We start from the raw sequence: 12652 nt of genomic DNA on the forward strand, positions 1-12652 counted from the left end.
ATAAAATAAATGGAGGCACGGATTACACGGTTTTAGTTAATAAAAGAACCGCGTAATCCGTGCCTAATAATCTAATAATAAAAGATTATTTTACTTGATTAGATAGAATATTTACTCTGATACTCTTTCGGCGACATCCCCTCGTGCCGTTTGAAGTACCTTCCTAAATACGACTGATCGGGAAAACCAAGTCGGTCGGCTATTTCCTGAATCGTCAATCCGGTGGATTGAAGCAACACTTTTATCTCCAGGATGGCAAAGTCGTCGATAATCTTTTTGGCAGCCTCGCCCGTCACGCTTTTGCAGATACCTGTCAGGTATTTGGTGGAGATACACAGTTTGCTGGCGTAGAAAGTCACTTCCCGTTGTGAGATACAGTTTTCATGTACCAGTGCGATGAAATTCTTAAAGATTTCATCCTGCCGGCTTCCTCCTTCGATTTCCTGTCGGTCGAAGTAGCGGTAACACTTATCATAAATATCCAGCATAAACGACTGGAGATGATTTTTGGCGATCTGGTTGCGGAAACGGTTTTCACGATCGTTGTATATAGCTGTTGTGGCACGCATTAACCCGTTGATTGCTCCTGTGCTTTCATCCTTGAGTGTATAGCACGGTTTTTCTTTGATGAACCGGAAGAAGATCGGCTCGAAACGGAGGCAGGCTTCGCGAAACATTTCTTTGGGAAATCCGAAGAAAGAAGCTGTGAAATCGCTGCTGTTGCCATTGATGCGGATAATCGTTCCCGGCAAGAGCACGATTTGAGTGTTTTCTACTATTTCATAGTCTTTCAGGTCGATTGTGACGTGTGCCCATCCGCTTCTGCAAAAATAGATGGCACCCCCTTCCAGTTTCCACAGGCGTTGCATAATTGGAGACAGGTTTTCGTCCATTCCGGCAACGAACGGTTCATGAAGTATGGCTAGGCTAGAGTTTTTTGATTCCATTGTTGTTCTTATTTTGGGTACAAAAATAGGACTTTTTCACTAAATATCGGTTTTAATGTTCCTAAAATGAACAAAACTGAAGATGTTAAGTCCAGTTTCCTATGAAGAAAACAGTCTACCTTTGCCGCGTTCAAAAATAGTTAAATAGGTAACAGAAAATGAGTAAAAAGGTATGTAAAGTGAAGCAAGGGCTATTGTTGCTCTGCTGTATGGTAGCTGCTACGGGCTGTAAACAAGCTCCTCCGGCACAAATGGAAACAGAATACGAAGTGATGACCGTTTCTCCGGCCGACCGGATGATTTCAAGCGCCTACTCGGCGACCATCCGCGGACGTCAGGATATTGATATTTACCCCCAGGTAAGTGGTACGCTGACTAAAGTCTGTGTAACGGAAGGGCAGCGTGTAAAGAACGGACAGACATTGTTCATCATCGACCAAGTGCCGTATGAAGCTGCTTTGCAGACGGCAGTGGCAAACGTTGAATCGGCCAAGGCCTCTCTGGCTACAGCGCAACTGACGTATGACAGTAAAGAGGAACTGTATAAAGAGAACGTAATTTCCTCTTTCGATTTGAGTACGGCAAAAAACTCCCTGTTGGCTGCCAAAGCACAGTTGGCACAGGCCAAGGCGCAGGAAGTGAGTGCCCGCAATAATCTTTCTTATACGGTTGTGAAAAGTCCGGCCGACGGAGTGGTAGGCACGTTGCCTTACCGTGTAGGAGCTTTGGTTAGTTCCGCTCTTGCCCAGCCGTTGACTACCGTTTCCGACAATTCGGATATGTACGTCTACTTCTCCATGACGGAAAACCAATTACTGGGACTGATCCGCCAATACGGTTCTAAAGAGGAAGCATTGAAAAATATGCCTGCCATCGACCTGCAACTGAACGATAAGTCAGCCTACTCCGAACGGGGACAGATTGAATCTATCAGCGGAGTGATCGACCGTTCGACGGGTACGGTCAGCCTGCGTGCAGTTTTCCCGAACAAGGAAGGATTGCTGCATAGCGGTGGTGCGGGTAATGTGATTGTTCCTGTTCAAAAAACAGCTGCGCTGACCATTCTACAGGCTGCCACTTTCGAAATACAAGATAAGAGATATGTCTATAAGGTAGTGGACGGCAAGGCTCAATCCAGCCAGGTACAAGTGACCCGTGTCAATGGCGGTCGGGAATTTATTGTAGATGAAGGATTGGCACCGGGAGATGTGATCGTGGCAGAAGGAGTAGGTTTGCTTCGTGAAGGTACTCCGGTCAAGGCAAAGGCTGCTCAAACTCCAGTGGCAGGAGTGACAAATGCTAATCAATCCTCATCAACAGAGACAACAACGAAGTCTCCGGCAACTACTACTGAAAATTAAACCAAGGAGGAATCATTCATGAATTTAAGAACCTTTATAGAACGCCCCGTATTATCGGCAGTCATCTCTATCACGATTGTCGTAGTGGGTATCATCGGGCTGTTCAGCTTGCCCGTTGAGCAGTATCCCGATATTGCTCCGCCTACCATTATGGTGAGTACCACCTATTATGGCGCCAGTGCGGAAACATTGCAGAAGAGTGTTATTGCGCCTTTGGAAGAGGCGATCAACGGAGTGGAAGACATGACCTACATGACTTCCTCCGCCACCAATTCCGGTTCGGTGAGCATCACCGTCTATTTTAAGCAGGGCACAGACCCCGATATGGCGGCTGTCAACGTGCAGAACCGTGTATCACGTGCTACGGGACAACTTCCGGCGGAGGTAACCCAGGTCGGTGTGACCACTTCCAAGCGTCAGACGAGTATTCTGCAGATGTTCTCATTGTATAGTCCGGACGACAGTTACGACGAGAACTTCCTGTCCAACTATATCAGCATCAACCTGAAACCGCAGATTCTTCGTATCTCCGGTGTGGGCGACCTGATGATTATGGGCGGTGAATATAGTATGCGTGTATGGATGAAACCGGACGTGATGGCACAGTACAAACTGATTCCGTCCGATATCACCGGTGTGCTTGCCGAGCAGAATATCGAATCGGCTACCGGTTCGTTCGGTGAAAATTCCGATGAGACTTATCAGTATACGATGAAGTACACCGGACGTCTCATTACTCCCGAAGAATTCGGGGATATCGTCATCCGTTCCACCGACAATGGCGAAGTCTTGAAACTGAAAGACGTTGCCGATATCCAACTGGGACAGGACAGCTACGCTTACCACGGTGGTATGGACGGTCATCCGGGTGTATCCTGTATGGTGTTCCAGACGGCAGGTTCCAATGCGACCGAAGTAAACCAGAATATCGACAAACTCCTCGAAGAGGCAAGTAAAGACCTTCCGAAAGGCGTGGAACTGACGCAGATGATGAGCTCCAACGACTTCCTGTTCGCTTCCATTCATGAGGTGGTGAAAACGTTGATCGAGGCTATCATCCTGGTTATCCTTGTGGTGTACGTCTTCTTGCAGGACTTCCGTTCTACATTGATTCCGCTGGTCGGAATTGTGGTTTCCCTGGTGGGTACGTTTGCTTTCATGGCGATAGCCGGATTCAGTATCAACCTGCTGACCCTGTTTGCGCTAGTGCTCGTTATCGGTACGGTGGTGGATGATGCCATTATTGTCGTCGAGGCGGTGCAGGCGCGGTTCGATGTGGGCTACAGGTCGTCATATATGGCAAGTATCGACGCTATGAAAGGTATCAGTAATGCCGTTATCACCTCTTCGCTGGTGTTTATGGCGGTGTTCATTCCGGTGTCCTTCATGGGCGGCACTTCCGGTACGTTCTATACCCAGTTCGGTTTGACGATGGCGGTTGCGGTAGGTATCTCCGCTATTAACGCGTTGACTTTGAGTCCGGCTTTGTGTGCATTGCTGCTGAAACCTTATATTAATGAAGACGGAACGCAGAAGAACAACTTTGCGGCACGCTTCCGTAAGGCTTTCAATTCGGCTTTCGATATGATGGTGGATAAATATAAGACGATTGTATTGTTCTTTATCAAGCGCAGATGGTTGACATGGTCGTTGCTGGCTTGTTCCGTGGTATTGCTTGTGTTACTGATGAATAACACGAAGACCAGTCTGGTACCCGACGAGGATCAGGGTGTTATTTTCGTCAATGTGAGTACAGCGGCAGGCAGTTCGCTGACAACGACGGATAAGGTGATGGAACGTATCGAAAAACGCCTGATAGAAATACCTCAACTGAAACACGTGCAGAAAGTGGCCGGTTACGGATTGTTGGCAGGACAGGGTAGTTCGTTCGGTATGTTGATTCTCAAACTGAAACCGTGGGACGAACGTCCGGGTGATGAGGACAATGTGCAGTCGGTGATCGGTCAGGTATATGCGCGTACGGCTGATATCAAGGATGCCAGTGTGTTCGCCATCTCTCCGGGTATGATTCCGGGTTACGGTATGGGTAATGCGCTCGAACTCCACATGCAGGATAAGATGGGCGGTGATATGAACGAGTTCTTCACCACCACCCAGCAATACTTGGGAGCTTTGAACCAGTGGCCTGAAATATCGATGGCTTATTCGACGTTCGACGTTCGCTATCCGCAGTGGACGGTAGAGGTGGATGCGGCTAAATGTAAGCGTGCAGGTATCACGCCCGACGCTGTGTTGAGTACGCTGTCCGGTTATTACGGTGGGCAGTATGTGTCCAATTTCAACCGTTTCTCTAAAGTGTACCGTGTCATGATTCAGGCCGATCCGGTGTTCCGTTTGGACGAAACTTCCCTCGATAATGCTTTTGTGCGTATGTCGAATGGAGAGATGGCGCCGTTGAGCCAGTTCGTTACGCTGACCCGTAGCTACGGTGCGGAATCGTTGAGCCGTTTCAATATGTACAACTCCATTGCGGTAAATGCGATGCCGGCCGACGGATATAGTACGGGAGACGCCATCAAGGCTGTGCAGGAAACTGCCGAACAGTCTCTTCCGAAAGGCTATGGCTATGATTACGGAGGTATCACCCGTGAGGAAAACCAGCAGAGCGGTACGACGATCATTATTTTCGGTATCTGCTTCCTGATGATTTACCTTATTTTGAGTGCGCTTTATGAGAGCTTCATTATTCCGTTCGCTGTGCTTTTGAGTGTGCCTTGCGGATTGATGGGTAGCTTCCTTTTCGCCTGGATGTTCGGACTGGAGAATAATATTTATCTGCAAACAGGTTTGATTATGTTGATCGGTCTGCTGGCGAAGACGGCTATTTTGCTGACGGAATATGCTGCCGAACGTCGTAAAGCAGGTATGGGGCTGATTGCTTCTGCGGTCAGTGCGGCTAAAGCCCGTCTGCGTCCGATTCTGATGACGGCATTGACGATGATTTTCGGTCTGTTCCCGTTGATGATGTCAAGTGGAGTGGGAGCCAACGGTAACCGTTCATTGGGCACGGGTGTAGTAGGTGGTATGACCATCGGTACATTGGCGTTGCTCTTCATCGTGCCTACTTTGTTTATTGCTTTCCAGTGGTTGCAGGAACGTTTGCGTCCCGTGCAGAGCGTCCCGACGCATGACTGGCAGATTGAAGAAGAAATCAAGGTGAGCGACGAAGAAAAATCTAAAGCTGGAAAAGAATAATTGATGATTAAAGGTTTTAGACCTGAATTAAAATAAGAACTAATGAGAAAAATAATCATTCTGTCCGCAGCAACGCTTATATTGAGTAGTTGCGGTATCTACAATAAATACAAACCGGTATCGGAAGTTCCCGAAGGACTTTACGGCAGCGAGTCTGTTGCTGCCACCGATACGGCAAACTTCGGTAACCTCTCGTGGCGGGAGGTCTTTACCGACCCTTATTTGCAGAATTTGGTGGATTCGGCACTCTTGCGCAACACCGATATGCAGACTGCCCATTTGCGTGTGAAAGAAGCGGAAGCCACGCTGTTGACGTCCAAACTGTCTTATCTGCCTTCTTTGTTTCTGGCACCGGAAGGAGCTGTCAGCAGCTTCGACCGTGGAAAGGCTACACAAACTTATTCGCTGCCCGTGACTGCTTCGTGGGAACTGGATATTTTTGGAAAGGTGACAACAGCAAAGCGTCGTGCGAAAGCTGCCTACGAACAGAGCAAGGAATATGAACAGGCTGTCAAGACGCAGTTAGTAGCATCCGTTGCCAATACGTATTACACCTTGCTGATGCTCGATTCGCAGTATGAGATAGCTGTGGCTACCGAAGCTGCCTGGAAAGAAAGTGTAAATGCCACCCATGCCATGAAAAAGGCCGGGATGGTGAATGAGGCCGGACTGGCGCAGACGGAGGCTACCTACTTCAATATATGTACCACCGTACTCGACCTGAAAGAGCAAATCAATCAGGCGGAAAATTCACTGGCACTTTTACTGGCAGAAACTCCTCACAAAATACAGCGTGGCAAATTGGGAAATCAACAGTTGCCGGAAAACTTCTCCGTGGGTGTTCCCTTACAGATGCTTGCCAACCGTCCTGACGTGCGTAGCGCAGAATTTTCGTTGGCACAGGCTTTCTATACCACGAATGCCGCCCGTGCCGCTTTCTATCCTTCCATCACGTTGAGCGGCAGTGCAGGATGGACCAACAGTGCAGGGAGCATGATTGTCAACCCGGGTAAGTTCCTGGCCTCCGCCGTGGCTTCCCTGACGCAGCCTTTGTTTAATAAAGGAGCGAACATCGCCCAACTGAAAATAGCGAAAGCCCAACAGGAGGAAGCCCGCCTTAGTTTCGAACAGACCTTGCTGAACGCAGGCGTGGAAGTGAACGAGGCACTGGTGCAGTACCAGACTGCCCGCGAGAAAGCCGACTACTACAACAAGCAGGTGGCTTCCCTGCAAACAGCAGCCAAAAGCACAAGCCTGTTGATGAAACATGGCAACACCACTTATCTGGAAGTATTGACCGCCCAACAGACGTTGCTCAACGCGCAACTGTCACAAGTAGCGAACCGCTTTACCGAAATCCAAGGCGTAATCACTTTGTATCAGGCATTGGGTGGCGGCCGTATGTAGGGAGGTATGTATGAATCCAGAAACACTGCGTTGCCGGATACTCGACTACACCAAGCGGGAAATGTACCAGCATGGTGCCGACGGGTTGACGATGGATGATATAGCCAGGGGAATGAAGATGTCGAAGCGGACACTCTACAAGCTCTTTCCCAGCAAAACGAGTCTGTTCCGTGTCTGTCTTTCTGATTTTGCCAACGGAATCAGAAGCCGGATCCAGCAAAAACAGATACGGATGGACAGCTCGTGCATGGAGGCACTTTTCATCACAGTGGATGGCTATCTCACCCTGCTTCATTCGCTGGGGAAGAAGTTGCTGATGGATATTGCTGCCGACAGGGAATACCGTGCTGCTTTCGAGCGGGAGGAGGCTTTCTGGTTGCAGCAGTTGATTGATGTCTTGACGCATTGTAAGATTTGCGGTTATCTGCTTCCCGGAGTCGATCCCGACCGTTTTGCACCGGATTTGCAGGAGGTCATCTACCAGAGCAGCTTGCAAGGCACCCCGTACCTGGTACAGCGTATGTTGAACTATACGCTTCTGCGGGGGCTTTTTAAGATGGACGGTATCCGTTATATTGACGAACACCTGAAACCTGATAATTTGAATGTTTGTGTATGAAGAGAAAGAGGTGGACTACCCTGCAAAGGGAGCTCACCTCTTTTTATTTTCTTCGTTCGTAAACGGTTGGTTACAACATAGTGCCTTTATGAATCCGATTACTTTATAACCCTTCGATTATGCTTAAAGGTAAATCGGTACATTCGGCGATAGACTCATTGTCTATCCCTTTGGCTTTCATGTTCCGGGCTATTTTCAGCTGGGTTTCTTGTGCACCTTTTTGTTCAGCTGCATCCATTGTCACCAAATAATCTCGGTACACTTTGACGCTATTGTCGTATCGCTCCCTGTCTTCCGGAGACATAGAAGCCACATCAGCGATATCTTCCAATTTCTCGAAGACAGCTTTTCGTGCCTTGAACGGCATGCGTTTTAAAGTTTCCATATTATTTAATATATAAATCCAACGTTCAAAATTCGTTTCGCATTCCTCTTCGTTTTTGTTGAAGAGAGGGAGAGCGATAAAGATTTCCCGGAACTTATCCGAGAAGAGTTCTCCTGTTTCCCTGTCACTTAGAATAACATCCGTGCGGAGTTTTATGTTCTTGTCGATAATGAAATTCATCAAGAAAACTCCGTATACGGCTTTTATTTCAAACTTCCATTCATTGCCTACCCTTCCTTGATTGATGATGGCACGCGATAAATAATAAATCGAGCGTTCTTTGAAGTTGCTTTGCATACGGTTCTGCATTTCAACGATGATTTTTTCGCCTGTGTCCGTGGTGCAATATACATCATAGATAATACCTCGTCCTTCCGGATAGAGCGGCAATTGCTCATTATTCAAAAACTGTAAGTCCGTTATCACTCGTTCACCTTCGAGCAGGTCGTTCAGAAATTCGATTAGTAAATCCTTAGACACTTCTCTGCCGAATATTAGTTTGAATCCGTAGTCGGTGAACGGATTGATAAATTTACTCATTGTTTTGGGTCGCTTCTTTTTATGTTTTGCAAAGAGACGTTTCTCTTTATACATAAAAAAGAGGCTTTTTCTTCGTACTACAAAGGTACGATAATTCTTGGTTTTCCATCCCTTTTGCAGTAAAAATAAAAAGGTTCCTTGTTTATAGGCAGACTTTTCCGCTTTATCTTCCCCTGATTAGCTTTTTCAGTGTCCCGTTGTAGGTGTTTTCAAATTCCGTCGGATGATTGAGTGCCCAAAGAATGTAATCACCCGGTTCATTCTTTTTGAGTAGGGTAGGGCGGTATTGGGAACTAAGAATTTTCCATAAAATACCGCCGGGGCCTCCCAATTCTTTACGTCGGGCAAGGGCGACAATCGCTTTTACGGTCTGTTCGTTCCGGATGCCGATAGTTTGCATATTAAGTAGAAGTATAGCTTCCGAGCCTCCTCCCGCTTGCATCCCTTCCGAAACCGTTTCTTTTCCAATCGATTTATCCAAAGACAAACCCTCTACAACGACAGGCGAAGCCTGAAAAACGCTGTTTGACGGAACGGGCGGCATGCTCCTCTCATTCTCCTTTCCGTCTTTTCCTTCCCTCTCTGTCTCTATGTCTTTTTTTATTTCAGGTTTGATTTCATTTTCCATATTCCTTTCCTGTTTACCTTTGATATCTGTATCCGTTTCTTCTTTTGTTTGTGGCATTGTTGTAGCAAATTCATGGGGTTTTGTAACATCTTTGCCGGAGTTGGCACTGGAGTCATCCGTATTTTCCGGTTCTATTTCACTACTCTCCTCCTTGATATTCCAGAAATGTTCCAGGGGTAATTTATATTTTCTCCGGCTGTCGGTGATGATTTTATGATATTGTTCCTGAATCGCCTGTGAAGTCAGTACGCCATACTCCTTATATATAAGATCATCGAACAGCCCCACTGACAGGCAATCATCAATGATGGCCTGCATTTCCTCCTCCCCGCAACACGCTTCCTGGGCGATGTCGAAAAGAGTGTCTTTGTTCCACAAAATATAATAACCTTTTTCTTTATAGATGAGGCAGAGCAGCGAAGTGAGTGCGGCAATCCCTGCCGCGTGGTGGCGACAGGAGATGCGGCGTACTTTTCTGTCCTGCAGAAAATTGACATCGAGGGGGAAATAATCTAATCCGGGTTTGGAAATGCGGGCCATGATGATAAAATGCTGGTTGTAAATGGTTGATTATTACTGAATAAATTCTGCTTTTACATCGAAGCAGGGGCAGGATTTTATATACTCGTCAGGTGAGATAATGCCGTCTCCATTGAGGTCAGGACTGGTGTCCCGATGCCCTATCACCTGCTTCAGAGAAGGGAAGACAAGGCGCAAATCTTCTACCAGCCGGACGAGTGCTTCACGTTGCGCTTCCGTCCGTGTGTCGGCAGGCCGGCCGTTCCTGTCCAATCCGCCAATGTAGCAGATGCCGATAGACCGATGGTTCCAACCTGTACAATGCGCTCCGTCGAGAGCAACATCTCTTCCCGGTTCTATCGTACCGTCGAGACGGATGACGAAATGATAACCGATAGAACGAAAACCACGTTGACGATGCCAGCGGTCGATGTCGGTAGCGGTAAAATCCTGTCCCGCACGAGTGGCGGAACAGTGGATGATGATCGTGTCTTTCATGGCAGAATCCTCCTTTCCTGTTTGCAGACGGCAGGTGAGATAACCCCGAACGCAATAGCCTCCTCTTTGGACAGTTGGCGGTAATATTGCTTTGTTACTGAATGGAGCACCGGAGAGAAGGGAGCATCCATCGGCGGCGTTGTCGTTTGATTAGGCATGGTGGGCCGATTAAGCACTGTAATCAGATCAGGCCTTGTCTGAACCATAATAAAAGCATCTCCCCGATGATGTTGCACACGCAAGGCGTGTTGTTTCACGCGGTCCGGATGCTTTAGTTGGAGGATAAGCCAGTTTCGGTGCGCAGGCTTCAGACGTTCCTCTCTGACCATTTCTTTCATAGACGGGTAGGCACGCAATACTTTCCCCGTTGCATCCGTAACGGCGAAAGGTGTTTGATGAGATCCCACTCCCGTACGTCGTAATCCCGTCCGGATGGCGTGCATCATATTGGTGTATGCATCGCACCATTCGAGGTTTGACACGTGGTTGTTCATCGTATTGCCATCGAGGTGGTTAATCTGTGGCAGCTGCTCCGGGTTGGGGATGAATGCTTTGGCAACCAAACGATGAATTTTGTATTCGATACAAACACCTTTATTCGGCAGTATGACAGTTTCGTAACCGGTCCCCATGATTTTGGCACAAAGGATCAACTTTGATCTGCCCTTGAAACTCAATACCCGTCCGTGATCTGAAATCATATAGTCGGGGTTTTCTTCAATAAATCTCCAATTTTCCATACTTGATATTGATAATGTTAATAAAATTATACTCTGTTAAAAAATAATCGTTTTTCTGAATCATGCGGGGAGAAACGGCGTTTCCTCCATCTGTTAAACGGCGCTTTCTGGTGCGGAGAAACGCTGTGGTCTGTATGTGTTAAACGGCGTTTCTTCCTCCTCCTCCGTATGAGGTTCGAGCCGTTCGGCACAATGAATCAGAAACTCCAGTTCTTCCCGGCAGCCTTGAATGGCCTCGTATAGCGAATCTACGTTATACTGTCTGCAAAGCGCCTCCCATTCTTTTCGTTCCTGCCCGTTCATTCCGTTCTTTTGCAGATTCATTTTTACTTGTTGCTGTCTTGCCCGTCCGTTTCGATATCCAGAAAATTTTCAGCGTGAAAGGTGCGCCAGCCTTTGGCTTCGATATCATAGTAGACAACGAACGTATTTTCCGGTTTGGGTAGATACGGACGGTGGAAACTATGTTCATATCCGGTGAGGGTGCCGGTGGCATGTCGGATGGTTCCATCCTGTTTGGTGTAGCGGAAACAGACATTTCCGTGATGCATCTGCCGGATGAGAGCCCCTATCCGGTGAGCCGTGACGAGTGCATCGTGCCGGTTCATACCGTTGTTTTGCCGGATGACGGCAGCTTGCTTCATTAGCTGTACCCGTTGGAAGGAATGATTTTTTTCAGTTTCAGTCATTTTGATTCGTTTTAATGATTTGATTATGGGGACAAAGGTAGAGAGCAGGTAATGCAAAGGCTGTCCAAGCTTGAACCATAATGAAACGTTGAAACTTTTAGTGCAGGAATGCTTTCTCTTTTTTAGCGCAAATCACAGCTTTTGGAACGAGTGATTTCTTTCCTCTTTGGCAGATTTTATTTCATCTATTTTCTTGATAATACCGGTAAGGTAGAAAATGGGTACCCCAAACCCTCTTTCTTTGTGAAAATATGGATGAAAAATATAGAATGTGTCATGCTTGAACATATATGTTAAAATAAGCATTGTACTTTTGTCGTGAATTTTATATGTAGATATTAAATAAAATGTAAAAAAATGACTAAGGTAGAAAGAGAAGTGGTTTTTAACAGTGAAAATGGTCAGAAAGAAATGACCGGTGTACGTCACAGCGACGATGATGTTAAGAAGAAAGTAATTGATTGTGTTTTTAAGTTGGGGCAACTGAATAATATTCCAGAAAAATATGTTGAAAAGAATTCGGATTGTTCGCGTTCGTCCGTGGGGCGTGTGTACAGGTGTAATTTCGACGGTCGGAGTCCTATACCAAATTGGACAACTATCTTTAATTTTTTCTCTTGTGTGATTGGAAAGGCAACGATTATTGTCAATATTCCGGAGGTGTTGTGCTGGATTCTGAAGCTTTTTCTAGGAGATTCTGCGGATGTAGGCTATACAGTTGATGATAGTCATCATATTCGTATAGATATTCAGTTTCATGACGATAAAACACTGTTCCTGGAGACTGGTGAAAAGGAAGGAAAGGTGAAGAAAAAAGATGGAAAATAGAAGAAAGCGGGAGGGGAGTTACCAAGTTCTTGATGAACTTGGTACATTATTGATAACGAACTTTCCATCGAGGTCGGTGGTGGTTCCTATAGATGTACCTTTAACTAAAACGGATGCTCCTATGACGGGCTGGTTGTCTTCCTCGGAGAAGACAACGCCCATTACCTTTCTGGAGGTTTGAGCGATTGCCAGGCTAATGCCTGCTAGCAGGCAGGTTAATAACAGCGTTAGTTTTCTTTTCATATAGTTTTTATATAGTAGAATAGTCTGTTTTG

General features: G+C 46.7%; 13 protein-coding genes. 5 read left to right on the top strand and 8 right to left on the bottom strand.

Going from position 1 to position 12652, the window contains the following annotated elements; genetic code table 11:
* Positions 1 to 98 precede the first annotated feature (98 nt).
* Positions 99 to 947, bottom strand: coding sequence for a helix-turn-helix domain-containing protein (locus tag HMPREF9010_RS06940; protein ID WP_004296739.1), 849 nt, complete (start codon positions 945 to 947; stop codon positions 99 to 101).
* A gap of 158 nt (positions 948 to 1105) precedes the next feature.
* Here HMPREF9010_RS06940 and HMPREF9010_RS06935 point away from each other — a divergent pair, with 158 nt between their 5' ends.
* The 4 genes from HMPREF9010_RS06935 to HMPREF9010_RS06920 are packed head-to-tail and all read left to right on the top strand — an operon-like array spanning position 1106 to position 7550.
* Positions 1106 to 2308, top strand: a complete 1203-nt coding sequence (locus tag HMPREF9010_RS06935) for an efflux RND transporter periplasmic adaptor subunit (protein WP_008650356.1) — start codon at positions 1106 to 1108, stop codon at positions 2306 to 2308.
* A gap of 18 nt (positions 2309 to 2326) precedes the next feature.
* Positions 2327 to 5524, top strand: coding sequence for an efflux RND transporter permease subunit (locus tag HMPREF9010_RS06930; RefSeq protein ID WP_008650357.1), 3198 nt, complete (start codon positions 2327 to 2329; stop codon positions 5522 to 5524).
* A gap of 42 nt (positions 5525 to 5566) precedes the next feature.
* Positions 5567 to 6931 carry a TolC family protein gene (locus tag HMPREF9010_RS06925; protein WP_008650358.1) on the top strand — a complete coding sequence of 455 codons (1365 nt, stop codon included), beginning with the start codon at positions 5567 to 5569 and terminating at the stop codon, positions 6929 to 6931.
* Positions 6932 to 6941: 10 nt separating this feature from the next.
* Positions 6942 to 7550 carry a TetR/AcrR family transcriptional regulator gene (locus HMPREF9010_RS06920; protein WP_004296744.1) on the top strand — a complete coding sequence of 203 codons (609 nt, stop codon included), beginning with the start codon at positions 6942 to 6944 and terminating at the stop codon, positions 7548 to 7550.
* 103 nt (positions 7551 to 7653) lie between these two features.
* Here the strand turns inward: HMPREF9010_RS06920 and HMPREF9010_RS06915 are convergent, their stop codons facing one another.
* The 6 genes from HMPREF9010_RS06915 to HMPREF9010_RS06890 form a co-directional block, all read right to left on the bottom strand.
* Entirely contained in the window at positions 7654 to 8529 is an 876-nt protein-coding gene (locus tag HMPREF9010_RS06915; RefSeq protein ID WP_004296746.1) for an Rpn family recombination-promoting nuclease/putative transposase, read from the bottom strand.
* A 109-nt stretch (positions 8530 to 8638) separates the two neighbouring features.
* Complete coding sequence (locus HMPREF9010_RS06910) at positions 8639 to 9643, bottom strand: DUF4373 domain-containing protein (protein WP_008650360.1); 1005 nt, start codon at positions 9641 to 9643, stop codon at positions 8639 to 8641.
* A 33-nt stretch (positions 9644 to 9676) separates the two neighbouring features.
* Positions 9677 to 10120, bottom strand: coding sequence for an N-acetylmuramoyl-L-alanine amidase (locus HMPREF9010_RS06905; RefSeq protein WP_004296748.1), 444 nt, complete (start codon positions 10118 to 10120; stop codon positions 9677 to 9679).
* A complete protein-coding gene (locus tag HMPREF9010_RS06900; RefSeq protein ID WP_008650367.1) occupies positions 10117 to 10860 on the bottom strand; it encodes an HNH endonuclease in 744 nt (247 codons plus the stop codon). The genes HMPREF9010_RS06905 and HMPREF9010_RS06900 overlap by 4 nt, the downstream gene beginning before the upstream one ends.
* A gap of 93 nt (positions 10861 to 10953) precedes the next feature.
* Positions 10954 to 11184, bottom strand: a complete 231-nt coding sequence (locus HMPREF9010_RS06895; RefSeq protein WP_004296750.1) for a hypothetical protein — start codon at positions 11182 to 11184, stop codon at positions 10954 to 10956.
* Positions 11185 to 11186: 2 nt separating this feature from the next.
* Positions 11187 to 11549, bottom strand: a complete 363-nt coding sequence (locus HMPREF9010_RS06890; RefSeq protein ID WP_004296751.1) for an SH3 beta-barrel fold-containing protein — start codon at positions 11547 to 11549, stop codon at positions 11187 to 11189.
* 357 nt (positions 11550 to 11906) lie between these two features.
* Between HMPREF9010_RS06890 and HMPREF9010_RS06885 the strand changes: the two genes are divergently transcribed.
* On the top strand, positions 11907 to 12377 hold the full coding sequence (locus HMPREF9010_RS06885) for a hypothetical protein (protein WP_004296754.1): 471 nt from the start codon (positions 11907 to 11909) through the stop codon (positions 12375 to 12377).
* Positions 12378 to 12395: 18 nt separating this feature from the next.
* On the opposite strand, the gene HMPREF9010_RS25590 is transcribed toward HMPREF9010_RS06885, so the two are convergent.
* A complete protein-coding gene (locus HMPREF9010_RS25590; RefSeq protein WP_004310107.1) occupies positions 12396 to 12620 on the bottom strand; it encodes a carboxypeptidase-like regulatory domain-containing protein in 225 nt (74 codons plus the stop codon).
* Between the last annotated feature and the right edge of the window lie 32 nt (positions 12621 to 12652).

This window comes from Bacteroides sp. 3_1_23 (assembly GCF_000162555.1).
Classification (GTDB): Bacteria; Bacteroidota; Bacteroidia; order Bacteroidales; family Bacteroidaceae; genus Bacteroides; species Bacteroides ovatus.

Excerpts from the sequence above, each read along its gene's own strand:
- HMPREF9010_RS06940 (WP_004296739.1), bottom strand. The coding sequence starts at position 947 with ATGGAATCAAAAAACTCTAGCCTAGCCATACTTCATGAACCGTTCGTT.
- HMPREF9010_RS06935 (WP_008650356.1), top strand. The coding sequence starts at position 1,106 with ATGAGTAAAAAGGTATGTAAAGTGAAGCAAGGGCTATTGTTGCTCTGC.
- HMPREF9010_RS06930 (WP_008650357.1), top strand. The coding sequence starts at position 2,327 with ATGAATTTAAGAACCTTTATAGAACGCCCCGTATTATCGGCAGTCATC.
- HMPREF9010_RS06925 (WP_008650358.1), top strand. The coding sequence starts at position 5,567 with ATGAGAAAAATAATCATTCTGTCCGCAGCAACGCTTATATTGAGTAGT.
- HMPREF9010_RS06920 (WP_004296744.1), top strand. The coding sequence starts at position 6,942 with ATGAATCCAGAAACACTGCGTTGCCGGATACTCGACTACACCAAGCGG.
- HMPREF9010_RS06915 (WP_004296746.1), bottom strand. The coding sequence starts at position 8,529 with ATGTATAAAGAGAAACGTCTCTTTGCAAAACATAAAAAGAAGCGACCC.
- HMPREF9010_RS06910 (WP_008650360.1), bottom strand. The coding sequence starts at position 9,643 with ATGGCCCGCATTTCCAAACCCGGATTAGATTATTTCCCCCTCGATGTC.
- HMPREF9010_RS06905 (WP_004296748.1), bottom strand. The coding sequence starts at position 10,120 with ATGAAAGACACGATCATCATCCACTGTTCCGCCACTCGTGCGGGACAG.
- HMPREF9010_RS06900 (WP_008650367.1), bottom strand. The coding sequence starts at position 10,860 with ATGGAAAATTGGAGATTTATTGAAGAAAACCCCGACTATATGATTTCA.
- HMPREF9010_RS06895 (WP_004296750.1), bottom strand. The coding sequence starts at position 11,184 with ATGAATCTGCAAAAGAACGGAATGAACGGGCAGGAACGAAAAGAATGG.
- HMPREF9010_RS06890 (WP_004296751.1), bottom strand. The coding sequence starts at position 11,549 with ATGACTGAAACTGAAAAAAATCATTCCTTCCAACGGGTACAGCTAATG.
- HMPREF9010_RS06885 (WP_004296754.1), top strand. The coding sequence starts at position 11,907 with ATGACTAAGGTAGAAAGAGAAGTGGTTTTTAACAGTGAAAATGGTCAG.
- HMPREF9010_RS25590 (WP_004310107.1), bottom strand. The coding sequence starts at position 12,620 with ATGAAAAGAAAACTAACGCTGTTATTAACCTGCCTGCTAGCAGGCATT.